This is a genomic window from Marinomonas rhizomae, assembly GCF_024397855.1.
Classification (GTDB): domain Bacteria; phylum Pseudomonadota; class Gammaproteobacteria; order Pseudomonadales; family Marinomonadaceae; genus Marinomonas; species Marinomonas rhizomae_A.
Genome location: NZ_CP073343.1, coordinates 1,888,116 through 1,910,260 on the forward strand (window position 1 = coordinate 1,888,116; position 22,145 = coordinate 1,910,260).

At 46.5% G+C, this 22,145-nt stretch carries 31 protein-coding genes; 28 read left to right on the plus strand and 3 right to left on the minus strand.

All coding sequences use genetic code 11. The features are described from left to right. The first annotated feature begins 7 nt into the window (after positions 1-7). From KDW99_RS08825 to KDW99_RS08850, 6 genes are all read left to right on the plus strand, one after another. Positions 8-361: a hypothetical protein gene (locus KDW99_RS08825; RefSeq protein WP_255828932.1), complete on the plus strand. Its 354-nt coding sequence runs from the start codon at positions 8-10 to the stop codon at positions 359-361. After that, positions 358-606 carry a hypothetical protein gene (locus tag KDW99_RS08830; protein ID WP_255828933.1) on the plus strand — a complete coding sequence of 83 codons (249 nt, stop codon included), beginning with the start codon at positions 358-360 and terminating at the stop codon, positions 604-606. Before KDW99_RS08825 ends, KDW99_RS08830 begins: the two co-directional genes overlap by 4 nt. Positions 607-720: 114 nt before the next feature. Beyond that, positions 721-1,191 (plus strand): hypothetical protein, encoded by a 471-nt coding sequence (locus KDW99_RS08835; RefSeq protein ID WP_255828934.1) that lies wholly within the window; start codon positions 721-723, stop codon positions 1,189-1,191. Beyond that, positions 1,188-2,336, plus strand: coding sequence for a tyrosine-type recombinase/integrase (locus KDW99_RS08840; protein ID WP_255828935.1), 1,149 nt, complete (start codon positions 1,188-1,190; stop codon positions 2,334-2,336). The genes KDW99_RS08835 and KDW99_RS08840 overlap by 4 nt, the downstream gene beginning before the upstream one ends. 724 nt (positions 2,337-3,060) lie before the next feature. Then, complete coding sequence (locus tag KDW99_RS08845) at positions 3,061-3,213, plus strand: hypothetical protein (RefSeq protein ID WP_157789907.1); 153 nt, start codon at positions 3,061-3,063, stop codon at positions 3,211-3,213. A 1-nt stretch (position 3,214) separates the two neighbouring features. After that, a complete protein-coding gene (locus KDW99_RS08850) occupies positions 3,215-3,634 on the plus strand; it encodes a type II toxin-antitoxin system YafO family toxin (RefSeq protein ID WP_255828936.1) in 420 nt (139 codons plus the stop codon). Here KDW99_RS08850 and KDW99_RS08855 read toward each other — a convergent pair. Beyond that, positions 3,631-4,275 (minus strand): hypothetical protein, encoded by a 645-nt coding sequence (locus tag KDW99_RS08855; RefSeq protein WP_255828937.1) that lies wholly within the window; start codon positions 4,273-4,275, stop codon positions 3,631-3,633. The two genes, KDW99_RS08850 and KDW99_RS08855, sit on opposite strands and share 4 nt — an antisense overlap. A gap of 367 nt (positions 4,276-4,642) precedes the next feature. On the opposite strand from KDW99_RS08855, the gene KDW99_RS08860 reads away from it, so the two are divergent. Continuing rightward, positions 4,643-5,197: a KilA-N domain-containing protein gene (locus KDW99_RS08860; protein WP_255828938.1), complete on the plus strand. Its 555-nt coding sequence runs from the start codon at positions 4,643-4,645 to the stop codon at positions 5,195-5,197. Here the strand turns inward: KDW99_RS08860 and KDW99_RS08865 are convergent. Further along, positions 5,194-5,952 (minus strand): hypothetical protein, encoded by a 759-nt coding sequence (locus KDW99_RS08865; protein ID WP_255828939.1) that lies wholly within the window; start codon positions 5,950-5,952, stop codon positions 5,194-5,196. The genes KDW99_RS08860 and KDW99_RS08865 overlap by 4 nt on opposite strands. Before the next feature lie 255 nt (positions 5,953-6,207). Here KDW99_RS08865 and KDW99_RS08870 point away from each other — a divergent pair, with 255 nt between their 5' ends. Next, entirely contained in the window at positions 6,208-6,756 is a 549-nt protein-coding gene (locus KDW99_RS08870) for a hypothetical protein (RefSeq protein ID WP_255828940.1), read from the plus strand. 255 nt (positions 6,757-7,011) lie between these two features. Here the strand turns inward: KDW99_RS08870 and KDW99_RS08875 are convergent, their stop codons facing one another. Beyond that, positions 7,012-8,100, minus strand: a complete 1,089-nt coding sequence (locus tag KDW99_RS08875) for a PDDEXK-like family protein (protein ID WP_255828941.1) — start codon at positions 8,098-8,100, stop codon at positions 7,012-7,014. Between the two features lie 255 nt (positions 8,101-8,355). Here KDW99_RS08875 and umuC point away from each other — a divergent pair, with 255 nt between their 5' ends. The 20 genes from umuC to KDW99_RS08975 all read left to right on the plus strand — a co-directional run bounded on the left by umuC (position 8,356) and on the right by KDW99_RS08975 (position 22,145). Beyond that, entirely contained in the window at positions 8,356-9,636 is a 1,281-nt protein-coding gene (gene umuC, locus KDW99_RS08880; protein WP_255828942.1) for a translesion error-prone DNA polymerase V subunit UmuC, read from the plus strand. Between the two features lie 55 nt (positions 9,637-9,691). Beyond that, complete coding sequence (locus KDW99_RS08885) at positions 9,692-10,321, plus strand: hypothetical protein (RefSeq protein ID WP_255828943.1); 630 nt, start codon at positions 9,692-9,694, stop codon at positions 10,319-10,321. Positions 10,322-10,679: 358 nt separating this feature from the next. Beyond that, positions 10,680-10,973: a phage holin family protein gene (locus tag KDW99_RS08890; protein ID WP_255828944.1), complete on the plus strand. Its 294-nt coding sequence runs from the start codon at positions 10,680-10,682 to the stop codon at positions 10,971-10,973. After that, on the plus strand, positions 10,970-11,488 hold the full coding sequence (locus KDW99_RS08895; RefSeq protein WP_255828945.1) for a hypothetical protein: 519 nt from the start codon (positions 10,970-10,972) through the stop codon (positions 11,486-11,488). Before KDW99_RS08890 ends, KDW99_RS08895 begins: the two co-directional genes overlap by 4 nt. After that, a complete protein-coding gene (locus tag KDW99_RS08900; protein ID WP_255828946.1) occupies positions 11,485-11,646 on the plus strand; it encodes a hypothetical protein in 162 nt (53 codons plus the stop codon). The genes KDW99_RS08895 and KDW99_RS08900 overlap by 4 nt, the downstream gene beginning before the upstream one ends. 139 nt (positions 11,647-11,785) lie before the next feature. Next, a complete protein-coding gene (locus tag KDW99_RS08905; protein ID WP_255828947.1) occupies positions 11,786-12,337 on the plus strand; it encodes a terminase small subunit in 552 nt (183 codons plus the stop codon). Beyond that, positions 12,288-14,252 carry a phage terminase large subunit family protein gene (locus KDW99_RS08910; protein WP_255828948.1) on the plus strand — a complete coding sequence of 655 codons (1,965 nt, stop codon included), beginning with the start codon at positions 12,288-12,290 and terminating at the stop codon, positions 14,250-14,252. The genes KDW99_RS08905 and KDW99_RS08910 overlap by 50 nt, the downstream gene beginning before the upstream one ends. A 3-nt stretch (positions 14,253-14,255) precedes the next feature. Further along, the gene (gene gpW / locus KDW99_RS08915) at positions 14,256-14,456 is read left to right on the plus strand and encodes a gpW family protein (protein WP_255828949.1); all 201 of its coding nucleotides are present in this window, start codon (positions 14,256-14,258) and stop codon (positions 14,454-14,456) included. Then, a complete protein-coding gene (locus KDW99_RS08920; protein ID WP_255828950.1) occupies positions 14,453-16,021 on the plus strand; it encodes a phage portal protein in 1,569 nt (522 codons plus the stop codon). The genes gpW and KDW99_RS08920 overlap by 4 nt, the downstream gene beginning before the upstream one ends. Before the next feature lie 2 nt (positions 16,022-16,023). Continuing rightward, positions 16,024-17,325, plus strand: coding sequence for a S49 family peptidase (locus KDW99_RS08925; RefSeq protein WP_255828951.1), 1,302 nt, complete (start codon positions 16,024-16,026; stop codon positions 17,323-17,325). A 36-nt stretch (positions 17,326-17,361) separates the two neighbouring features. Further along, positions 17,362-17,715, plus strand: a complete 354-nt coding sequence (locus tag KDW99_RS08930; protein ID WP_255828952.1) for a head decoration protein — start codon at positions 17,362-17,364, stop codon at positions 17,713-17,715. Positions 17,716-17,779: 64 nt separating this feature from the next. Next, positions 17,780-18,814 (plus strand): major capsid protein, encoded by a 1,035-nt coding sequence (locus KDW99_RS08935; protein WP_255828953.1) that lies wholly within the window; start codon positions 17,780-17,782, stop codon positions 18,812-18,814. Positions 18,815-18,895: 81 nt separating this feature from the next. Next, positions 18,896-19,159 carry a hypothetical protein gene (locus KDW99_RS08940; RefSeq protein WP_255828954.1) on the plus strand — a complete coding sequence of 88 codons (264 nt, stop codon included), beginning with the start codon at positions 18,896-18,898 and terminating at the stop codon, positions 19,157-19,159. Next, positions 19,152-19,463 (plus strand): head-tail joining protein, encoded by a 312-nt coding sequence (locus KDW99_RS08945; protein WP_255828955.1) that lies wholly within the window; start codon positions 19,152-19,154, stop codon positions 19,461-19,463. Before KDW99_RS08940 ends, KDW99_RS08945 begins: the two co-directional genes overlap by 8 nt. Then, positions 19,450-19,983 (plus strand): hypothetical protein, encoded by a 534-nt coding sequence (locus tag KDW99_RS08950; protein ID WP_255828956.1) that lies wholly within the window; start codon positions 19,450-19,452, stop codon positions 19,981-19,983. The genes KDW99_RS08945 and KDW99_RS08950 overlap by 14 nt, the downstream gene beginning before the upstream one ends. After that, positions 19,980-20,507: a hypothetical protein gene (locus KDW99_RS08955; RefSeq protein WP_255828957.1), complete on the plus strand. Its 528-nt coding sequence runs from the start codon at positions 19,980-19,982 to the stop codon at positions 20,505-20,507. The genes KDW99_RS08950 and KDW99_RS08955 overlap by 4 nt, the downstream gene beginning before the upstream one ends. Beyond that, a complete protein-coding gene (locus KDW99_RS08960) occupies positions 20,504-21,028 on the plus strand; it encodes a phage baseplate assembly protein V (protein WP_255828958.1) in 525 nt (174 codons plus the stop codon). Before KDW99_RS08955 ends, KDW99_RS08960 begins: the two co-directional genes overlap by 4 nt. Before the next feature lie 56 nt (positions 21,029-21,084). Further along, positions 21,085-21,549 carry a hypothetical protein gene (locus tag KDW99_RS08965; protein WP_255828959.1) on the plus strand — a complete coding sequence of 155 codons (465 nt, stop codon included), beginning with the start codon at positions 21,085-21,087 and terminating at the stop codon, positions 21,547-21,549. Further along, entirely contained in the window at positions 21,524-21,811 is a 288-nt protein-coding gene (locus tag KDW99_RS08970; RefSeq protein WP_255828960.1) for a PAAR domain-containing protein, read from the plus strand. The genes KDW99_RS08965 and KDW99_RS08970 overlap by 26 nt, the downstream gene beginning before the upstream one ends. A 7-nt stretch (positions 21,812-21,818) precedes the next feature. Next, positions 21,819-22,145 (plus strand): GPW/gp25 family protein, encoded by a 327-nt coding sequence (locus tag KDW99_RS08975; protein WP_255828961.1) that lies wholly within the window; start codon positions 21,819-21,821, stop codon positions 22,143-22,145.

A 22,145-nucleotide genomic window follows, 5' to 3' on the forward strand; every position in this document is an offset into this window, starting at 1 on the left:
GCGAACCATGTACGATTTGTTTGATGAATTCCCAGCAACCGACGCGGCGTACTTCGAAGCCGCCAACAACGCCCACGACCTAGCGCACTGGAAGCCTAGCCATGACACGGTTTACGAAGCAGGGCGACGAGTCGGGTTTTCCAAGCTACGCCGCCGCGACACCGGAGCAGGCAAGCGAGCCTTTGCCAAAGTTTACAAGGACGTGTGCAAAGCGTGGATGCGTGGCGAACGATTCAAACGAGACGTGATTCAACCCAAGCAATACGGCGAGGAAATAAGCGAACAGGAATTGCTCAATCGTCGAGTGATTGGCCGTGGAAGAGTTTGTCAGTTGAAAGATTTGTTAAGGGGCGCGACATGAGCACAGAAAACCTAATTCGCTATCACTTCGATGATGGCTCTGAGATCACCGCGAGCTGGAGTGATGCCCCACGTGACTGTAATTACATTTACTTTTTTAAGGGAGCCTACGCTTTCCTAAAAGTGAATGATCAAGGGTTGTGGGAATTAGTTAATGTTGAGTTTCATGAATGGGAGCAAATCACCAACCCTATTCGAATCACAGAAATTATGAAAAACGCACACCCACGACCTATGGGTGTTTAAGAAATAATAATAGGTTTCAAACCACCCAAACACGTTTTATATAGGAATCAATAAACAATGCGCTGGCTAAACCGAGACAAACCCAACACATTAGGCGCGCTAGGATGGCGGATCGTGAACGATCAAGTAACGTACCTACTATCCAGCTCAGCCGATGCGGGTTGGTCTGGCGTTGGCAACACAGGGCGAATTTGTGAGTCCGCTCTACTGGGTATCACGCCAACCTTTGGCGGTGGTGGCGACAGCAACGCCGCGATGATCAAACAAATACGCGCCTTATCCGTGAAAGACAAAGGCTTTGATTGGCTCTTTTGTGACCTGTCACGCATGCAAAAGCTCTGCTTATTCGCTGCGGTGCTGGCAGAAGGGCGCAAAACCATAAAAGGCAAACCGCTCACCAACGCCCGAATAGCTGCCACTTTGCCTACCTTCGCCGCTGAACTACGCCTTGGCCCCGCCCATGCCACGCCAAGCGAAAAGACCTTTGCCAACAACATAGCAGAAGGGCGCAAACGCTTCTTGCTCAAGCTACAAACCGAACTGGCCGCACGACTGACAGAGGAACAGCGAAGGGCCATTGCATGACCAAGGGCACCACCAAGATAACCGACACCACCATCAAAGCCGCCCTGAAAACCGACAAGCGTTACCTCTACGACTCTCGCCGTGTTGAATTTCACATCAACGCGGCGCGGACGGGTGGCACCTTTTACGATGTCGTCTACAAAGGCAAAAAGCGCCAGCGCACCAAGCTTGCCAAATGGCCAGCCGTCACCGCCAAAACCCTGTTTGCCGAACTCCCCGCCATACGTGCCAACGCCTTGGCCGATCGGGAAGCCAGCCTTACCGTGTCCGCCTTTCAAACAGGTGGTGAAGTCTTAATCTGGTACATGCAGCACATCGACGCCGACAAAACCTACTCGGCGGATTACGTCTCCACCTCGTCCAGCTACATAGGCAACCATCTACTGAGCCAGCTCGACAAAGTGCGACTCAACGACATCGACAAGCCCTTACTATACAAGCAGCTCTACATGCCCATGCAAAGCGACTACGCGCTATCCACCATAAAAGGCGTGCTTGGCACCCTGAAAACAGCCTTCACCCGCGCCCATGAACTCGGCCTCATTGCCAGCAACCCCACCAAAAACATCACCCTTAGCAGCTTCACCACCTCCCAGCCCGACAGCCAACCAGGGCGACTCAAACCCCACGATTTACCCGCATTACTCGCCGTCATCCACAAGCAACCAAAGCAACGCCGCGTCTTCTTCATGACTCAACTGCTCCACGCCACCCGCGAGGGTGAAACCAGCCTTGCCGAATGGAAGCACTTTTCGCCCAATCAACTGGAGTGGTATCTACCGCCAGAGAACACCAAAAACGGCACCGAGCACCGCTTGCCCATTACCCAACACGCCATGGACCTAATCAACAGCCTGCCCAAACGAGGCACCTACATATTCAGCGTCAAAGGCATTAAGCCCATCACCACACGCACCATAGAGCGTTGGTATCAAAGCCTCAGCGACGAAGTGGGCATCAAGTTCACCAGCCACGACATACGCAAACTCGCCCGCGACAGCTGGCAAGACATGGGCATCGACTGGGTAATAGGGGAAATGCTACTCAACCACGAACGGGACGGACTGGATAAACGCTACATGCACACCCATTCGAGAGAACAGATGCGCAAAGCGTTGGGGGAGTGGGGGGAGGTCTTTTTTTGATTAGATAATCAAAGTTATTGCAATAAATATTGTCATACATGTTGCAGTAACTTTAATTAAAACAGTAACTTACAGTTTTTTCTGATTTGCTATCTTTATCGAGACTATTGTAAAATATTCAATACTGAGTTGATTTCTTTCTTGATTCAGTTGACGAGTGGGTCAAGCTCTTATGTGCACGCTGGCTATACTTAGTGATCATGGGTTTCGCTTTTGTGAGTGTGATAAACTGATTTTTTTATAGAGGAGTTTGATATGAAACAGACATAAAAAAACCGCTTATTTTAGCGAACTAAAAAAGCGGCTTCGATGTGCAATCTTGCTCGCCAAAGCAATCAGCACTTGCTGAGACAGGCTCAACGAAATACAAATTAGATCCTAGCGCACTCAGGTTAGGATCTCAAGAGTCTATTAACGCCAGCGAAGCCTTTTCATTAATCTGTACGTTATAGAAGGAATATCTATGATGAAGTTACAGCTTTGTCTTGAAAGAGCAGTTGAGGCGCTTTTGCTTCTCAATGAGCTAGTGGATAGCTTGACCATCTTGATCCATTCGCTGGGTTAGATGGTTTCTGGTTAGGTGTTGAAAGCCGCATTCGTGCGGCTTTTTTATAATATTATTGATTGAATCTAACCGATAGAAATTTATCATTATCAAACTAAAGCATGTTTTACTATTATACGTATTGTTATATATAAATTCTCAATTTAAGAGATTGTAATCATGCCTTTACCTAAAGCAAGACAAGAAAAGCCAAAAGCGACCGCGAAAGACGTTAAGTCTGCTGCTGCCGTTGGTGACGCTGTGTTTGCTTACTTCCAAAAGCACGGCAAGTTTCCTACTTCTAAAGAGCAACTGCAACCAGCTAAGGCGTAACTTGGCGATTGTACAGACAGCCTCTATTTTTAGAATGGCTCCTGACTGGGAGCTTCACAAAAATACTTTTGAATCCTACAAGCTTAATGGTGAGCAGCCAGATTTTTATGGTCGTGACGCATCATTAAGCCACCCTCATGTTCACCATATACACCTCGCTCAAACACAAGAGCTAGCCAATCATTGGGCTAAACGACACCCTAGAATTGATCAAATTTATTATCGGACTACCCGAATGGGGGATCCTGATAATGACTATTGGCTGATTTATGCCTTTGATGATTTTGAAGAAAAGTACCTGTTGCTAACTATTCTAGGGCCAGACGCCCACAACAATGCTCAATGGCGCGCTTATCTTACGAGCCTGTACACTCAATTTGTTGAGCCTTGGATTAATGGCAAGCTGGATGATGTTGTTTAGGTGGTAGCGTAAAGCTCTTTAAATAATGCCTCTATCTTAGCTGTTCCCTTGTTATGAAACTCTGTGATGCGCTGAGCATCATCATCATTAAATTGCCTTTTTTCTTTGGTTAAATCCTCGTAAAAGGTTAGGATTTCTTTATCACTGTATACGTCAATAGTATCTTCGCCAAGAATGCATTTATGGTTAGTGTAGGCAGACTTATATGGCGAAAGGTTATCCATAAACCTGTTTTGTACTTCAATGAGTTCCTCGTATTGCTTCAGATATTTTCCTATAAAATGTCCGCCACTTTTAGCAAATCCTTTAGCTGCCTGAGTGCTCACCGTCTGTTTACAGAACCTAAAAAGTTCAAGCATTGTTTGTTCGTATGCTCGGCTTAGCTCTTTGAGGCTTTCACTAGATCGTTCTAGTTTATGTTGCTGCCTTTGTCTGGTTGGGCCTGTTGCAAATGATTTATAGGCATAGATAGCAGCAAAAAAAGTGGCTACGCTTGCAATGATTGTAGCTAAATCAAACGCAACTGAAAGCTTGTCAGTATTAGCAGGCCATGCTGGAAAGCCTGTCAATGTGCCTAATGTGTAGCTGATTGTGATGATGAAAGCACAACATACCCACCATTCCACGTCCTTGAAACTCATGTTTTGCATACCTTTTATAATTGTCTATTGGCTGTAATAGCCGTATTAATTTTAATGCCGTTAAATATACACTATTTAATTAAATGGGCTTAATGCTTGAAATGAATTAAGTGTAATACTACCATTACCCTGCACTGGCAAAATCCAGTGTCGGGATTGAGACCCCGTTTTTTACCATAGCGGCCTAAAACACGCACCGCGTGTTTTTTTGTGGCCGAGATTCGCCTGTTATGGTGGGTCGGTTTCAGGCTAGCTTCGGCTAGGCCGTATCCTATGGGCGGTAGTCTCAACCTGTTATTCGACCCACCACCTTAATTGAGATTGAGACCTTGGTTCTGGTGGTCAATATGACTATAGGAGGCCATAGATGGCTCATTTAATTATTTCTTCAAAAGACATTCGCACACTCGACGGATTGTATTCCCTTAATGATCTTCATAAAGCGGCTGGTGCAGAGAGAAAGCATCGTCCAAATTACTTCTTGAATAATCAACAAACGAAAGAGTTGATAGTTGAAATTGAAATAGCCGGAATTCCGGCTATCAAAGCAAAACAGGGTGTTGGAACCTATGTTTGCAAAGAACTGGTTTACGCTTACGCCATGTGGATCAGCCCCAAGTTCAACTTAGAAGTGATCCGCGCCTTCGACCAAGCCCAACAGCCAGAACCCGAACCAGTGCAACAATCCTTACCCGCCCCCATCCAAGACGACGAAAAGCTCAAACTCATTAACGACGTCGCCAAATCCTTAGGCATAACAGAAAGCATCGCCGTCGTATCCGCCACCGACATCATGGCCATGATCCAAACCATCCGAAACTATCAAGAACAACTCGCCAGAATCCAAACCAACCCCGCATGGGTCGACCAAACCATCGAACGCGTGAAAAACGCCACAGGCCGACACTTCGGGGAGGGTTAGGTTAGCTCCCTCATAAGTCGATCAAAAACCCTTTCGATAGTTAAGTAGTGTCTATCGAAATAAAGTTTAAGCTGATGCTCATAATCGTTGATAGATTGGGCATCGGTTACTTTATTTGATAGCATACTCAAGTCAGTAATATATGAAATTTCTTGTATAGACTTAGAGTTTTTGAAAGACCAAGTTATGAGCTTTTTCGTGCGTTCTAAAGGGAATTTTATGTCCATCATTTTTTCAAATGCATCTTCAAAGTCTGGGCACTCTTTCTCCCAGATTTGGAGAAGTTCTAGTTCTTTTTGATTGTTTCGTTTTATCTCTTTTAGAATTTTATTCTGTTCATCAGAATTCTCTTCAATAGATAACTGCTCATTCAGTTTTTCTGTTTTATTGGTTAATTCATTGTGTTCTTTGTCAAACTTATAGAACTTAGCAAATTTTTTGGTATGAAAGCTCATGTGCCTATTTAATTTGAGTGCTTCGACATACCAGTCAGAAACGAGTTTACGCTTCTCTTGGTAAAGAAGTTGATTCTTCCAAGAGTTGACGGTTATACAAGCTAGAATCAAAAGTCCAATTGTTCCTACGCCCGCCAGCATTCCACCTATGTCAGCAAAGGTTACTTTGCTTGTGTCCCAGTATTTGATGTATGCCAAAGTAAAAATCGACCCTACAAACACGCCTGTGAGTAACACTAGGAAAAACTCGACTTGGTCTTTAACTGCTTTCTTTATTGTGTTCTTGGCTGTCTTGAGCATGGCGTCTTCCGTGTGTAAATAGTTGATCTCGCTACTTTACCCTAACGTTCATCATTCCTGAAATCCCACCTTATTTCTGGTCGGAAAATCAAAGCTCCACCCGCCACTGTACATTAATGTACATAAGCATCTTAAGAAGTCAGTGTTTCAAAGTTTTTGACGAGTGTGCATTGTTAAATTTAATGTAAATAAATGTAAATTTATGTTATTTTTCCTTTTTTAATTATTGTGAAAGTTTGATAAAAGGAATGATCAATGCATAAAGTCATGTTGAAAGTCGTTACCGCTTCTTTGCTGGTAGTTGGGTTAGTTGGTTGTGGTACGGTTTATATTGATTCTAGCCCGATGATTAAGACTACGGATCAGCTATATCTTCAGAATGTTTCGCTTACGCTAACCGAGTCCGTTAAGCCAGATATTGAATATTATTCACAAGAAGAAATGCAAAAAATCTTCCAAGATAGTCTTATAGAACGCTTAAAAGAAGACAATTTATATACGTTGGATAGCTCCCAGAACTCGTTGAGTGTTGAGATAACATACCATAGACAATTTGGTGGTGACGCTACCCCGTTTCCTTCTGACTCTCTTCGTGATCCTAGTTTTGGTTATAAAATCATCGTTAAAGAGGATGGTAAGGTTTTAACTGAAGAATCAAAAGGCGGTTTGAATTATCTTGGAAATATGATGATGAAATTGCAAATTGCCAGTTTTGCGTTGAGAGACAAGTCAGATGAAGATGCGTTTATTGAAGGGATAGCAATAATGATCGCAGAAGATATTGAAGACTTAGAGAAACAGTAGCGGCCTTGTAAAAACTTACCAAATCTTTCCACCAAAAAGGCGATCATAAGGTCGTCTTTTTGATTCAAAAACATTTGTGGCTAGATGAAATAACTTACTTTTTCCCCTCTCAGATTCTGCCTCATTTCTGGTCGCAAAATCGGAGCTCGACCAAACCATAGAACGCGTCAAAAACGCCACAGGCCGACACTTCGGAGAGGGTTAGAGCAGGGAAAGACAAGGGGTGTAAGCCCCTTGGTTATTTGTGTTTTTAGATCATCTTTTCTCAAAGCTATCCATGAGCTTTAATTTTTCGACTAAATTTTTTAGAATTTCTTTTCTATCGAAGTCTTCAAGATACGTTCTATAGCATCTAAAAGTGTTTTTTAGCTCATTCCATGGAGCAATATCACAATCATTCGTATTTAAGATGCTGTCTGCATGATTGCGATCTTCTTCATTTACTATGTTACCGGCATAACAAGATATACGGTAACGGTTTTCATTATCCTCTGAAGACCCAAAAGATAGGGCAATATCTGAGTTTGAAATCCATGATTGGTAAGCAAACCTCATTACTGGAGAGCCGTCCCAATTGTCTGCTTTGACGTTAATTATAACGCCTAACTCAGTACTTAATTGAATTTGTAGTTGCTCTTGAAATGCTTTTAATGATTGATCTTGTAATTGTTGAGCTTCTCTAAATCGAGATAAGTTGGCTATAACATAGTCAATGTTTTCTTCAGGGTAAGAGGAAGTACTCATTATACTCTCCAGATGTAATAGAAATTCACGTAGCAGAACTGTCCACTTATTGAGTGGTTGCTTAAAAAAATACTCAGCGAGTCTGTGCTTGATCGAGTCGATAAGACGTGGGTAACTAATACCTATCCATTTATCGAAGTCGGTTGGTGTTGCTCCTGAAGGAGAAAGGACAATGAAAATAGCTTCTTTATTCTTAAAGCGCTTTTCTTCGTTTTTAGTGAAATGGTTTTGATAGTCATCAAACGGGTTATTTTGTTCATGAAAAATCTTGTTTTCGATTATCATTACCCAGTCTTTACTTTCAAAAATCAAGTCTATACGTTTGTTAGACGATGTTATTACTTCTCTTTCTGGCGGTGTTGATAATGAGCAGCTAATCGATTGAAGTTTCTCTGGCAATATATCGACAAGAGCCTCTAGCACTAGTGAACCCAAACCATGTTCGCCATTGTTATTGCAGAAAAATGCTAAAATATCTGTGGTTGGGTTTTCATAATATCCACGACTACCGATGCTGAAAATAGTGGCCTCTGGTGTATTTGGTTTCGGTAATTGTCTTAATGTATCTAAAAAGCTTTGTATCTGTTGCAGTGTCGACATACTTTGTCCTTTTGAAATGCCGTAATTGTTTTATCCTGTTGCTGGTCACTTACACAAGTTGTCAAGATAGCATAAATTATTTGACCTCATTTCATTTCCTGTCGAAAAGTAGGAAATCTTTACTGTAACAAAAATTCACTTGGTCATTCCCGCTGCCTAAAACTATACTGTATATCCATACAGTATTTTGGTGTTGATCATGCGTGTGACTTATCTTGGTGTGTTCGAGTTGGCGGCTCAGGGCGGTTCGCCTGTATGAGCAGCAATAAAACAGTCTTTGCCTTGGTCGATTGCAATAACTTTTACGCCAGTTGCGAGAAGTTGTTCCGGCCAGATTTAAAGCACACGCCTGTTGCGGTGTTGTCGAATAACGATGGCTGTATTGTCGCGCGTTCCAAAGAGGTAAAGGCGCTTGGCATTAAGATGGGCGTGCCGATGTTTCAGGTTCAGGACGAGATAAGAAAGCACGGTATTGTGTGCTTTTCGTCGAATTATGCGCTGTATGCGGATCTGTCGAATCGGGTAATGACCATCTTAGAAGAGGAAGCGCCACGGCTGGAAGTGTATTCCATCGATGAAGCCTTTATGGACTTAACCGGTGTTGATCACGTGACGGATTTGCTAGCGTTTGGCAAACGAGTAAAGGCGAAGGTCGATCAATGGACAGGCATTACGGTAGGCGTTGGCATCGCGCCAACCAAGACGCTGGCGAAGCTGGCCAACCACGCGGCGAAGAAATACCCAGCCACCGGTTCGGTGGTAGATTTGATGGACCCAGACAGACAAAAGCGTTTATTGGCAATTGTTGAAGTAAGTGACGTGTGGGGCGTTGGCCGTCGCACCACGGCAAAGCTAAAGGCGAGGGGAATTCATACCGCATTGGATCTGGCGAATGCTGATCCTAAATCGATTCGAAGTGAGTTTTCTGTGGTGTTGGAGCGAACCATTCGAGAGTTAAATGGCGTGTCGTGTTTGGATCTGGAATTGGTCAGGCCAACAAAGCAGCAAATCATTTGCAGTCGGTCATTTGGTCATAAAGTGACAGACAAGCAAGAATTGCGGGAAGCCATCGCCAAGTACACAACCAGAGCGGCCGAGAAACTACGCGGAGAAAAACGCCTTTGCCGTGTGGTGAGTGTGTTCGTTCGTACCAGTCCGTTCATTCCAAACGAACCGCAGTACTCGAAAACCCTGTCTGCAGAACTGCCCAACCCAACCGACGACACGCGAGACTTATTAGAAGTGGCCGAGGTGTTGTTTCGTCGCATCTATCGTGCCGGTTATCGCTACGCCAAAGGCGGTGTAATGCTCGCCGACTTCTACGAACATGGCGCCTTTCAACAAGATTTATTCAGAGCCGACAACACAAAAATCAACTCAAAAGCCCTAATGAACGTCGTGGACAAAATTAACCACAGCGGCCTCGGCAACGTCTTCTTCGCCTCGCAAGGTGTATCACCACAATGGTCAATGAAACGCGAACACCTATCGCCAGGCTACACGACCAGATGGGATGAACTGCCAAAGGTTTGGTGAAGGCCTGTAAGTTGTTGTATATTCGATTTAATTTTGAAAATTAAGGAATGACATAGTGACTAGTACGGAGTTATGGGATTTTGTTTCCGCAAACTTAATGGCATTGTTTGGGTTTGCTGCATCCAACTCAATCGCGTTGCTGAGCTTATTGGTTGCTGTGTTGGTTTGGTGGCAAAGCCGAAAAGATGCTCAGCTGGCAAAGAAAACAGCTGAATTTACAAGGAAAACAGCCGAGGAAGCTGCAGCACTAGCAAAAGAAACAGCGGTGATGAGTGTGAAACCTCTATTATCCATTTCAACTTACAATGATGTTCATGAGGGTTTATGCGGTGCAAGGTTCAGAAATACTGGCTTAGGTCCCGCTATTATTGATGAATTTAAGGTTTTTCTTGATGGGAATGAAATCAAAGGAGAACAGGATAAAAGCAATATTTATATAGCGTTAGAAAGACTAGAAATTGTTAAATGTGATATTGGTTCTGGAAATTTTATGAAAGGACAAGCTATAACAGTTGAAAACATATCACCAATCTTTGAAATTAAACTAGATGATCAGCAAACAGACAGCAAATTTATGAGAGATAAGATTCTTAGAATAGAATTTTTTATTAAATATCATGATTTGTATGGCAATCTTCAAGAACCTTTTGATACTCGTATTAATCGACACCTTATATTTAATTAATTTCTTATTGTTAGCCACCTTCGGGTGGTTTTTTTTGTGCCTAAACAAAACGTTTTCATCATAAAAGACCTGTGATTTGCCGCCAACATGCCGCCATTGAGTTGATCAAGTGCTTTGCTCTAGCCAATAAGTACAAGGCTTTAACCATAAAATGTCGCTTTCATAAGAAGAGAACGACATTTTGTTTTTGCGCGCGCAAGGCTTGCGAGGCAGGGAATTAGGCGTTAAAGTTTCTCCACGCTGTTAGTTTTGTATCTGACGGCAACACAACTTATCAGGCCTCGCCAAGTGCGGGGCTTTGTCATTTCTGGGCCTCGCTTTTTGCGGGGCTTTTTCGTTTCTGGACTGGACGCACCTTATGAAATTCCTACCGGATGAGCTTTTACAAACAGCGGCATTCGTCATGGTCGGTGTGCTGGGTGGAGCTGTGAAATACCTTCGTGACTTTCAGCAAAATTCTAAAAAATTCTCATTAATTCATATGCTTATCGCGGTTTTTACTGGCGGCTTCTTGGGCATGTTGACGTTCTTTTTGTGTACGTCGATGAACATGCCGCCAGCTATGACGGGCTTTATGTCCGGCGTAGCTGGGCTTATGGGTGATGAAGCAATCAAACTATTTATCAATCGATTTAAGCGGAGCCTGTCATGAGTTTAAACCTAGAACAATTGCGTGAGTATGTCGTTTTACCAACGCTTTCAAACCTTGGCATGTACAGCGAAGCCGCAGAACAGCTGGTTATGGGGACAATCACGCAAGAGTCACGAGCGACGCATCTTAAGCAGCTTGGCACAGGTCCAGCACTTGGCCTGATCCAAATGGAGCCAGCAACGCATGCGGACTTATGGCGCAATTTCATTAAGTACAAATCCTCACTGCAGGATGATCTTCGTGCCTTGCTTAGTGGTGAAGCCGATAGCGTGTTCGAAGTGTGTGGCGTACCGGACGAATTAGAGCTGATGAGTAACATCAAATACGCTGTGGCGATGTGCCGTGTTCATTACTGGCGTAAGCCTCAAACGCTTCCAGAAGCTAATGATATCAATGAGTTAGCTGAATACTGGAAAGAGCATTACAACACTTTCAAAGGGGCTGGCACTGTTGCTCAGTTCGTCAAAAACTTTCCGGCTGAGTTGTACGGATTAACACTGGAGAATGTCTCATGAGTATTAAAGATCAGGGTAAGAAAGCGGTCGCTGTTGCGGCTAAGAATAAGTTGATCACAACTGTGGTTGGTTTGGCTGTTACAGCGGCTACTGGCGTGGCTCTACCTGAGCCAATGACATCAGCTATTGCTGCGTGGGTAATGAGCCTATTTGGTTAGTGTTCACTATCAATAAGAGCGGGTCCTTATGCGGGTTTAGACCGTTACGGGTATGCTAACCGCAGATTCTCAGTATTTATGAAATTTTTGAATTCCTTGGTTGTTGTTTTGTTAGGTTGGCGAAGTTGGTGTATTTGGTATGTCTAAGTCTAAAAAAGAGCTTGGGCTCGTCAATAAAACCACCCTCGTCAGCAGCCTTGGAATTAGTTCTCAGGCGTTTGACAAATGGGGCGTCAATGCCCGTGAGAAGCGGGGGCGAGAGAATTTTTATGCTGTATTTGATGTGGTGCAAAACCGTATCGAAAATGCGACCCAAAACCTGCAGAAAACCAGCCCCAAGAAAGGGGCTAAAAACGAGCAATTAGACCAACTAGATGAGGACCTTTTACGAGCAGAGAAGCTCCGAGAGGAAATCAGAGCACTGACCCTTAAAAATGACATTCTCGAATCTAAGTCGATGCCAGTCGACATTGTCTTTGACGTACTTTCTTCGATCGTCACCGAGCAAGTCACCATTCTTGAGACGCTGCCTTTACTGATTAAGCGTCATAACTCTGATTTACCTAGCCATGTTATAGAGCAGATCCAAAAGGCGATTGCTCAGATGAGTGCTGTGGCTGCGACCCTTGAGGAAAAACTACATGACAAAATCGAAGATCTTGTCGCCACAGCAGAGGGCAAAATTAAGTGATGCTATTGAAAGAGCTTTTAGCTTTTTCAAAATTAAATCACCCTTAACCGCTGTTGAATGGGCTGACAAATACTTTTACCTTTCCGCAGAATCTAGTTACATCAAGGGAAAATGGCAAACGCGTCCATATCAAGTTGCTATCTTGAATGCGATGGGCCATGCGGATATTGAAGAGGTGAACTGGGAGAAGTCCGCACGGGTTGGCTATACCAAGCTTATTGTCGCGGTGATCGGTTACTTTATTGAACACAAAGGGCGGAATATCGCGCTTTGGCAGCCCGATGATGGGGCGCGCGATTCGTTTAGTAAAAAACACATCGATTCGATGATTCGAGATGTAAAACCGGTTCGAGCGATATTTCCTTGGTTCAACGCTAAGCACAAAAACAACACAATCGCGTCCAAAGTATTTGAGACGCAAAACCAGATTTATTTGCTTGGTGGTAAAGCCGCCAAGAACTTCCGCGAAATCTCAGTCGATGTCGGCATCTATGACGAGTTGTCCAAATTCGACAATGACGTGGAGAAAGAGGGCTCGCCCTTATCACTGGGTGATAAGCGTTTAGAGGGCTCTGTATTTCGTAAATCGATCCGCGGTAGCACACCATCCGAGCATATTAGTGATGAATGGCCATGTTTAATTCATGAAGCAGCCAGCAAAGCTGATCACTACATGCGCCGCTACATTCCTTGTCCGCACTGCGATACGCACCAAGTTCTGATCTGGGGGAAGGGTGGAAGCGAGGGTTTGCGTTTCGACGCAGAAGGGTCGGTTGAAGAGCGCGCAAAATCGGTTCACTACGTTTGTCATTCATGCCAGGAGCGTTTTTATTACAAAGACTATTTAGCAGCAGACGAGAAAGGCTTCTGGGCTAGTGAAGACGGCCTTAAAACCTTTGATGGTTATGTGTTCTTTGATGAGCATGGTGAAATAGTACAGGCGCCTCGCTCTATATCATTTCATTGCTGGTCAGCGTATTCCCATGACTCTCCATGGTCTCAGATCGTACGCGATTGGATTCGTTACCACGGCACCCGCGAGGGGTTAAAAACCTTTATCAATACCACGCTTGGAGAAGTGTGGGTGGACGAAGAAGACGGGCTAAATTACGAAGACTTATTCCGCCGTCGTGAACACTACGCCGCCGAGGTGCCATTCAACGAATGCATCATTACTCAAGCAGTCGATACGCAAGACGACCGCTTTGAGATTGAGACAGTGGCATGGATTGAGGGTGAAGAGCGCTACTCGGTCAGCTACGAAAAACTCTATGGTGATCTGACACAGCCGCACATTTGGAATCAATTATATAAGCGTTTGACGCGTACATTCACCACGCCAAACGGCTCACTTATTGACCCCTCGATTCGCATGATTGACTCGGGTGGTCACTATACCGACCAAGTGTATCAGTTCTGTAAAGAGTCGGGTTCTCGCGAGTTTGTGGCGATCAAGGGTGCCAGTCAAAGCGGTAAGCCGATCGTTACATGGCCTAAAAATCGAAACGATCACGGCGTGTATCTCGCCATGATCGGCACGGATACCGCGAAAGAAACACTGCATTCTCGTTTGGTTCAGACTGTTGAAGCGGAAACAGCTCACGCAGCTGGCATGTTCCACTGGCCTGTCTCTGATGAATACCCGAAACAATATTTCGAGCAGCTACTCAACGAGCGCCGCAAGCTGAAATATATCAAAGGTCGTCCGGAGATTGTTTGGGACGCAGGCGGTCGACGCAACGAGCCATGGGATTTGGCGGTATACAACCTTGCTGCCATTCGATTACTACAGCAACGCCGTGGCGTTGACTTGTCACAGTACAAAAATAATCAGCGCATCGTCGAAGAGGACGATGTTGAAGATGACGAAAGCAACACGCCCACTATCGCCGATATCATGCGGCGTCGGAAGTAATTTATGACTCCACAGCAAAAGCTTGAAGAAGCCGAGACCGCTCTACACGAGCTATCCCTTGGTAAGCGCGTGGCCAAGATCAGTCGCGGCGGAAAAAACCTTGAGTTTACTGCCGCTAATATGAGTGATCTACGCCGTTACATAAACGAATTGAAACAGCAAATAAGCGGCACTCAACGCCGCCCAATGAGAGTATCGCAATGACCCGGCCAGCTATTCAGTTCTACGACCACAACAACCGCCCGATCGCAAGTGCCGGTGGCTATGACGGCGCAGGCGATGGAATGGCAGGGCAGACGCGAGGCTGGTCGCCCAGCGCCCGAACCGCCGATGCCGCACTTTTGCCAGACCTTGAGCTGGGTAATGCCCGTGCTGAAGACGTGGTGCGTAACAATGCTTACGGCGCTAACGCCGTGCAATTGCACATCGACAACATTGTCGGTGACTTGTTTCGATTAAGTTACAAACCTAACTGGAAGCGCCTCGGCATTCCGGAAGAAGAAGCCCGCGCTTTTGCTCGCGAAGTAGAGATGCTTTGGAATGAAATCGCAGAAGATCCGGGCTGTTATCTCGATGCCGAGCGCAAACGCACATTTACGATGATGATTCGTGAGGGGGTTGGAACACATACGCGCGTGGGTGAAATCATGCGTGTACCAATTTGGACGGATAGCTTTGACTCTCCTATTCGAACCGCGATCAAAACGATCAATCCGCAGCGCGTCAGCAACCCTGACGGCACCATGGATACGCCTCGTATAAAAGGTGGAGTTGAACAGAATAGGCACGGAGCAGCCTTGGCCTATCATCTGCGTAACGCAAGCGAGTACGGGTTAGGCAGCGGCCTTGGTTACAAGTGGGAGCGTATACCGCGCTTTACCCGGTGGGGCCGCCCCAAGTTCATTCATATTTTCGAACCGTTTGGCGAGGGCCAGACGCGTGGAGCGAATCAGTTTTTAAATGTTCTTGAGCAGATGCAAATGATGCCCAAGATGCAAAAAACAAAGCTTCAAAATGCCATTGTGAGCGCTATGTACGCCGCAACCGTTGAAAGCGATTTGGACTCTAAAGAGGTGTTCGAAATGCTGGGTGCAGGCAAAGCCAGCACCACAATGACAAACTATCTATCTAAACAAACGCAGTATTATGACGAGGTGAATTTAAAGCTGGGCGGCGTCAATGTCCCCCATTTGTTGCCCAATACTCACCTCAATATGCAAACCTCCGGCAATGTCGACAATGGTTATGTTGAGCTTGAATCGAGTTTGCTGCGTACGTTAGCAGCGGGTACCAACTCGTCTTACGAAGAGTTATCCCGCGACTTCAGACAGAGCTCTTACAGTTCAAACCGCGCATCTATGCTCGTGAGCTGGCGTTATTACAAAGGTCGCCGCAAGATCATCGCGGCCCGTGATGCCACCATGATTTTTCGTTTGTGGTTTGAAGAAATGGTGCTTAGCGGTCAGCTTCGCTTGCCGCGTGCAAAGATGGATTTATACGACGCTCTGGCCGCTTGGACAAATTGCACATGGATCGGCACGGGTCGCATGGCCATTGACGGTGTGAAGGAAGTCAAAGAGGCCATTTTGCGTATTGAAGCAGGGCTTTCCTCTTACGAAAAAGAGCTCGCGAACATGGGTGAGGACTACCAAGAAGTCTTTGCTCAGCAAGTACGTGAAACCGAAGAGCGCCGCAAAGCCGGCTTAACGCCGCCGATCTGGGCGCAAGTCGAAGCCTTCGCTCCACAAGAACAACCCCAAGAGGCCTAACCATGTCAGCCAATTTAAAACACATTGCGAGCCGTGCGCTAGATAAACCGCTGTTACTTGATCCGGGATACGCACGCACGTTCTTTTCAGCGTTATCAAACCGCTTAGGTATCACTCAAATGGTGGACGCTAACGGCGAGGTAATGACGGGCGAGAAGATGCACCTTGAAGCGTCCAGCTTCATGAACTCTCGTGATCGTCAGCGACCCTATCAAGTGATCGACGGTGTCGCACTGGTGCCTGTATCTGGCACGTTAGTCCATAAGTTCGGCCATGTTCAACCTTATTCCGGAATGACAGGTTACGACGGCATTATTACTCGCGTTCAAGCGGCTATTTCTGACCCAGAAGTAAAGGGTATTTTGCTCGATATGGACACACCAGGGGGAGAGGTCTCTGGCTGCTTTGACGCGGCGCAAACAATCCGATCGTTAGCAAAAGAAGGCGGGAAGCCACTTTGGGCGGTTGCCGATGATATGGCGTGTAGTGCAGGCATGGCGATTGCCAGTGCCGCAGACCACCGCCTAATCACACAAAGTGCTGTGATGGGTTCCGTTGGCGTGGTCATGGCTCACCAGTCTTACGCGAGCAAGCTAAAAGAGGACGGTATCAAAGTGACGCTGATCCACTCCGGAGCGCATAAAGTCGATGGTAATCCGTACGAAGATTTAAGCGTTGAAGCTTTGGAAGCTTTTCAAACCAAGTCAGACACGCTCCGTCAAGAGTTCGCCACTTTAGTTTCCGATCATATCGGTCTATCGGTCGATTCGGTGCTGGCGACTGAAGCCAAAACCTATCGCGGTCAAGAAGCCATTGATATTGGTTTCGCTGATCAACTTGTTAACGGCAATGAAGCAATCGCCATCTTTGCCGACTACCTCAACCAACCTAAATCAACTACTTCAGGAGTGACCATGGCCACGACAGAAACAAATCAGTCAGCGGCAACCACGCCAACGACACCTGCAGCACAGTCAACAACATTGGCCGCGCCGCAGATGAACGAACGTGATCGCATCAAAGGTATCATGAAGTGCGAAGCGGCCACAGGCCGTGAAACACTTGCCGAGCATTTCGCGTACAACACGAACATGAGTGTAGAAGATGCACAAGCGGCTCTTGCCGCAGCACCGACAGCACAAGCGCCTGATCTAACCAGTGCGCAAGCCCACGCCGACAAACTCGACGAGTTAATGTCTGCAGAAGGTAACCCAACGATCACTGATGATGTGGAAGAGTCTGCATCGTCAGATGATGGGGTAAGTCAATTGACAGCAGCTTACGCCTACACCACTGCGACCTAATCGGTCATTTACTAACTCTATTTAGGAGAGACAAACGTGACTGAAGTTTATCAGAAGCAAAATATCCCAACGACCGCAGGCAGCGAGCCGACCACGTTTGCAAATGGTCAGGTAACTAGCGGGGTGACATGTCCGAAACTTACCCCACTTGCATTACGCACCGCAGATTCTCAAATCGTGGTTTGGGAGCCAGCTGGCTCGGGTGGTGCTGAAAAAGCGCTATTCTTATCTGCCATGGCAATGGATACCACCGCTGGTGCAGCTCAAAAAGAAGTAATCAAAGGCGGTTACTTCAATGAAGCCGCGATCAATTGGCCGGACGGCATGACCGCAGTTCAGAAAGCCGCCGCATTCGCTGGTACGCCTATTAGCCACTCAGTCGTGCGCTAACACTCACCCAATCCGTTCAAATTATGAATCAATTTTTATGCCGTTAACTCGGTAGGGGAAAGCTATGTATACATCTCGTGAGCTGATTGCGGCGAAGAAAGTCTTCCAGCCGCACACCACATTTTTCCGTCGCGTGCTCTTTTCTCGTGAGCGTTACAGCGATAAATCTCAAGTAGCTATTGATAAAATGACATCAAATAAGCGTAAAGCGGTTTTTGTGTCACCTAAAGTGGCGGGCAAAGTTCGTCGCCAAGATGGCTTTGAGACGCGCCTTGTGACGCCTCCCTACATTAAGGAAAAAACCGAAATCGACCCAGAAGAGTATGCAGAGCGTATTTTTGGTGAAGATTTGGGGACGCCGCTAACGCCAGCGCAGCGTTACAACGCAACAGTGATGATTATCAACGAAGATCAGCACAAGGCAATTGATCGCGCCGAAGAGAAAATGTGTGCTGACTTGATTGTGATGGGTAAGTGTGAAGTTGCAGAAAGTGAGTTGCACGGTGCTTTCGAGCTTGATTATGGTCGTGATGAGGCGAATACAATCAAGCTAATCGGTGCGGCTCGCTGGCCTCAGCTACCAGCAGATTACAACATCATGTCAGAACTGGAAGAGTACATTGATCTGTCTAGCGGTCTGCCTGATGCGTTCTTTATGGGCAAGACGGCATTCGCAAATCTTCGCCGCTTTGATCAAGTCAAAGAGCTGATGGATAAAACCAAGTCCAATGGTGAGGCGTCCATTACTTTCTCCCCTCAGCAAAAGAAAGAAGAAGGTGTGCAATTCAAGGGCTTCTTGGGTGAATACGAAATCTACGTCTACAACGGCAAGTATGACGACGAAGATGGTAACGAGCAGCTTTACTTCCCAGCTGAAGGCTTGGCGATCGGCCCTTACAACTACGATGGCTTGTTCGCATACGGTGCGATCAAAGATATCAAAGCGATGAAAAATGGCATGGTGAAGTCCAAGCGTTACCCGAAAATCATCGAAGAAGATGATCCGTCAATGGAATACATGACTCAGCAGTCATCTCCACTGCCGATCATGCCTGATGCCAATGAATGGGTGTACATCGAAGTCGACGGTCCAGTGTAACCGCTAGCCAAACCATCACAAAAGAGGGCGCATTGAGCGCCTTTTTTGTTTCTGAATTCTACCATTTTAGGAGCCGAAACCATGGCCACTGTACAAGAGAAAAAAGCCGCTGAAGAGCAAGCAAAAGCCGATGCGGCTAAGCAAAACGAGCAAAACAAGGGGCAGACGCAAGAAAAAGCGCCTGTGGTCAAAAATCTGATCGTTACCAAGACGTTTCGAACACAAGACAGCGATGGTAACCGCGTCGAGTTTATCGCGTCACCAAAGCTTCAAAACGTAGACGAACATGCTGAACTGGCATTAAAAGCAGGCGTTGCGCGTCTACCAACGAAAGACGATGAGTGATCCATTCGCAATGCTCGATGACGCGGTTGTCGAGCATTTTGGTATGGCTGGGACCGCTACGGATTTAGAGGGCAATGTCACACCGATCAAAGTCGATGTTAACGACTCTTTTCTGGATCTTATGTCCGGTGATGTGACGATCAATGCCAGCGAGCCAAAATTAGGCGGTAAAGGCATTGATTGGATCACGCAAGATCACGAGCTAGAGATTAAAGGCGCGCGTTACCGTGTTAACCGTGATCCCGAAACAGATATTCACGGCTGGTCTGAAATCCAAGTGAGTCGCATTTATGATCAAAATTGATATCGATACAAAGCAAATTTTGCCAGCGCTTGGGGCTGTTGAGTTGACTCAGAAAGAGATCAACGCAGCAGCTCATCGCGCGTACCAACGCACAGCGAAAGCAGTACAAAGGCACGTGCTCAAAGTGCTGTCTAAAGAGCTGGAAACCAAGAATAGTAAGGCCATGCGCCGTCGCATCGTTTTAAAACGCCGCGGCGGTAAGTTCTCGCTGTTTGTTGGCTTGAATGATTTGCCTGTCAGTGCTCTAAAGGGGCGAATGAAGCAAGTCAGCAACGGCGTGGTGTTTCGTAGTCAGCGCTTTGAAAAAGCGTTTATTGCCAAAATGCCGAATGGTAAAAAGTCGGCTTGGCTTCGACGCACGAAAGATCGTATGTCGCTTTCGGAAGTAAAAGCGCCAATCCAAGACGATGCAGAAAAAGCAATTCGTCGCCAGCTTTATGACGATATTGTCGAGCTTTTTAGACATCATTTTGAAACAGATATAAAAGGCCGATTGGCCAAAAAGGCAGCGAAGCTATGAAGACCACGACAATCGACGGCCTTTATGATGCTGTCATAGACCGAGTTAAGACGCTGGGTGTGTTTCGCAACGTGCATGACGAGCTAAACACAAGCAAGCCAAGCGGCAAAGAATGCGTGGTCGAGTTGGAAAGCGTCGATTTTAGCGATGGTGGCCAGCTATATCACGGCATTGATGAAGTATCCGTGTCGTTTTCGATCCTCGTGTTTTATCCCTTCGTCCGAGGCCGCAAGCCTGTCCGCGAAGTGCGCGAACTGGCGGTGCATGTGGCGCGTTTATTCAGTGCAGCCAAAATCGAAGGCGGCGACGCCTCGCCAGTGCAAGTTATGGAAGATGCCAGCTTTGATGAGCTATCAAGCCATGTCGTTTGGGAAGTACAAATCCAGATCGACAACATAAAGTTGGGCGAGTTGCCCGACGAGCCAGAAATACCAAAAGGCGACGCGCTTGCGGCGTGGGTCCCGCATGTTGGCCCCGATCATATCGACTCTTACGAATCTGTTGAGAGCGGTACGCAGATATGAACACTCGCGAGATAGAACAAGCGATCGCGGCTGTGATCATCATCGCCAACATTGACGAGCTGGATTACGAAACCCGCAAATTACGCTGTATCCATGGTGACATGTTGACCGCTTGGCTTCCTTGGCCAGCGGAAGTGGGCGGCAATTTTATTCGCTGGCGGCCATTGCGCGTTGGTCAGCAAGTTGTGCTCGCGTCACACGCGGGGGATCTGACTCAAGCGGCCATCATTGGCATGCTCTACAGCAACGAAATCACGCCAGAAGAAACCAGCGAACATATCGACGTGACCGAGTTTAACGACGGCTCAAAGCTTCGCTACGACAGTGAAAATCAAACATACGAGATCATCGTTGCAGAGCAAAATGTCACGGTAAGCAAAGATGAAATCAAAGCCAGTTTTGGCGGTAGCGCATCTGTTGAGATGAATGCGTCACAGTTAAAGCTTACCCATGGATCAAGCAGCATTACGCTCGATTCAACGGGTGTCAAAATTAACGGTTCACGTATCGATTTCAACTGATTATGGCCTTTACCTTTTCGTACAGCTCAAGCCCTGCGTGGTACTTCGGTGAGGATATGCCTACTGGCATATTGTTTGACTACGATGAACTCACGGAAAACATCAGCGCAAATGTGACGCTGCTTTCTGATGGCGATGGAACAGATTTTGTTGTCAGCTGCAGCTACTCGATCAGCCCAGCCTACCCACTCGATGTATTTAACATAACCGCCAGCGCGACAGGTGTTCAAATAACGGCTCCGTCACTAGCAGGCTTCTTTCCCATTGAGTTTGTTCACTATCTGCAAGATGGCGAGTCTGTATTCGCTAAATTCTGGCATGAGGTGCCGATGGGTGTCGAAATCGTCGAGTTTCGTCCCAGTACGCTACGCACATTTACCTACACATTAACGGTCACTGCGACCACGTCGTCGGGCGCAGTGTATTCAACACAACTGGCTATGACAGTCCAACATGATTGGACACCTGGCAAACTAAAACTACTGGAGTATGTCGATGCTTTCCGTCGCGCAAATGGGTAAAACGTCAACGGGTCACGGTGGTTATGCACCAGTGCCTAGTGTTAGCGGTGCCAGCACAGTCTTTGTAAATGGTATCCCCGCATTACGTCAAACAGATACGTACGCGCCGCATTGTGTCGGCCCTGCGTGTCACGTTGGCTCTGTGTTGACTGGATCATCAAGCGTGTATTGCGAAGGGCTACAGCTCGCGCGTATTGGCGACCCGATTGATTGTGGCGACGTTGTGTCCGCAGGCTCTGCCAACGTATTCGCCGGAGGCTAACATGGGCATGAGCGAACAAACGGGCAAAGAGCTTGATGGTGTCGCACATTTACGCCAGAGCATTCGGCGTGTACTAACCACGCCAATTGGTTCGCGCGTGATGAACCGTACCTATGGATCACGTCTTTTTAGTCTCATTGATCAGCCCATTAACCCCGCTACGCAGGCGTTGATTTACCAAGCTGTGGCTGAAGCGCTGGACAAATGGGAGCCGCGCTACACATTAGAAAAAGTGTCTTTGGTTCGGTACGAGCAGGGCGCGTTAACGCTTAATTTACAGGGGCGATATACGCCCACGGGTGAGCGGGTCACGATAGAAAATTTAGAGGTATAG

Excerpts from the sequence above, each read along its gene's own strand:
- KDW99_RS08825 (WP_255828932.1), top strand. The coding sequence starts at position 8 with ATGTACGATTTGTTTGATGAATTCCCAGCAACCGACGCGGCGTACTTC.
- KDW99_RS08830 (WP_255828933.1), top strand. The coding sequence starts at position 358 with ATGAGCACAGAAAACCTAATTCGCTATCACTTCGATGATGGCTCTGAG.
- KDW99_RS08840 (WP_255828935.1), top strand. The coding sequence starts at position 1,188 with ATGACCAAGGGCACCACCAAGATAACCGACACCACCATCAAAGCCGCC.
- KDW99_RS08845 (WP_157789907.1), top strand. The coding sequence starts at position 3,061 with ATGCCTTTACCTAAAGCAAGACAAGAAAAGCCAAAAGCGACCGCGAAA.
- KDW99_RS08855 (WP_255828937.1), bottom strand. The coding sequence starts at position 4,275 with ATGAGTTTCAAGGACGTGGAATGGTGGGTATGTTGTGCTTTCATCATC.
- KDW99_RS08860 (WP_255828938.1), top strand. The coding sequence starts at position 4,643 with ATGGCTCATTTAATTATTTCTTCAAAAGACATTCGCACACTCGACGGA.
- KDW99_RS08865 (WP_255828939.1), bottom strand. The coding sequence starts at position 5,952 with ATGCTCAAGACAGCCAAGAACACAATAAAGAAAGCAGTTAAAGACCAA.
- KDW99_RS08870 (WP_255828940.1), top strand. The coding sequence starts at position 6,208 with ATGCATAAAGTCATGTTGAAAGTCGTTACCGCTTCTTTGCTGGTAGTT.
- KDW99_RS08875 (WP_255828941.1), bottom strand. The coding sequence starts at position 8,100 with ATGTCGACACTGCAACAGATACAAAGCTTTTTAGATACATTAAGACAA.
- umuC (WP_255828942.1), top strand. The coding sequence starts at position 8,356 with ATGAGCAGCAATAAAACAGTCTTTGCCTTGGTCGATTGCAATAACTTT.
- KDW99_RS08890 (WP_255828944.1), top strand. The coding sequence starts at position 10,680 with ATGAAATTCCTACCGGATGAGCTTTTACAAACAGCGGCATTCGTCATG.
- KDW99_RS08895 (WP_255828945.1), top strand. The coding sequence starts at position 10,970 with ATGAGTTTAAACCTAGAACAATTGCGTGAGTATGTCGTTTTACCAACG.
- KDW99_RS08900 (WP_255828946.1), top strand. The coding sequence starts at position 11,485 with ATGAGTATTAAAGATCAGGGTAAGAAAGCGGTCGCTGTTGCGGCTAAG.
- KDW99_RS08905 (WP_255828947.1), top strand. The coding sequence starts at position 11,786 with ATGTCTAAGTCTAAAAAAGAGCTTGGGCTCGTCAATAAAACCACCCTC.
- KDW99_RS08910 (WP_255828948.1), top strand. The coding sequence starts at position 12,288 with ATGACAAAATCGAAGATCTTGTCGCCACAGCAGAGGGCAAAATTAAGT.
- gpW (WP_255828949.1), top strand. The coding sequence starts at position 14,256 with ATGACTCCACAGCAAAAGCTTGAAGAAGCCGAGACCGCTCTACACGAG.
- KDW99_RS08920 (WP_255828950.1), top strand. The coding sequence starts at position 14,453 with ATGACCCGGCCAGCTATTCAGTTCTACGACCACAACAACCGCCCGATC.
- KDW99_RS08925 (WP_255828951.1), top strand. The coding sequence starts at position 16,024 with ATGTCAGCCAATTTAAAACACATTGCGAGCCGTGCGCTAGATAAACCG.
- KDW99_RS08935 (WP_255828953.1), top strand. The coding sequence starts at position 17,780 with ATGTATACATCTCGTGAGCTGATTGCGGCGAAGAAAGTCTTCCAGCCG.
- KDW99_RS08940 (WP_255828954.1), top strand. The coding sequence starts at position 18,896 with ATGGCCACTGTACAAGAGAAAAAAGCCGCTGAAGAGCAAGCAAAAGCC.
- KDW99_RS08945 (WP_255828955.1), top strand. The coding sequence starts at position 19,152 with ATGAGTGATCCATTCGCAATGCTCGATGACGCGGTTGTCGAGCATTTT.
- KDW99_RS08950 (WP_255828956.1), top strand. The coding sequence starts at position 19,450 with ATGATCAAAATTGATATCGATACAAAGCAAATTTTGCCAGCGCTTGGG.
- KDW99_RS08955 (WP_255828957.1), top strand. The coding sequence starts at position 19,980 with ATGAAGACCACGACAATCGACGGCCTTTATGATGCTGTCATAGACCGA.
- KDW99_RS08960 (WP_255828958.1), top strand. The coding sequence starts at position 20,504 with ATGAACACTCGCGAGATAGAACAAGCGATCGCGGCTGTGATCATCATC.
- KDW99_RS08965 (WP_255828959.1), top strand. The coding sequence starts at position 21,085 with ATGCCTACTGGCATATTGTTTGACTACGATGAACTCACGGAAAACATC.
- KDW99_RS08970 (WP_255828960.1), top strand. The coding sequence starts at position 21,524 with ATGCTTTCCGTCGCGCAAATGGGTAAAACGTCAACGGGTCACGGTGGT.
- KDW99_RS08975 (WP_255828961.1), top strand. The coding sequence starts at position 21,819 with ATGAGCGAACAAACGGGCAAAGAGCTTGATGGTGTCGCACATTTACGC.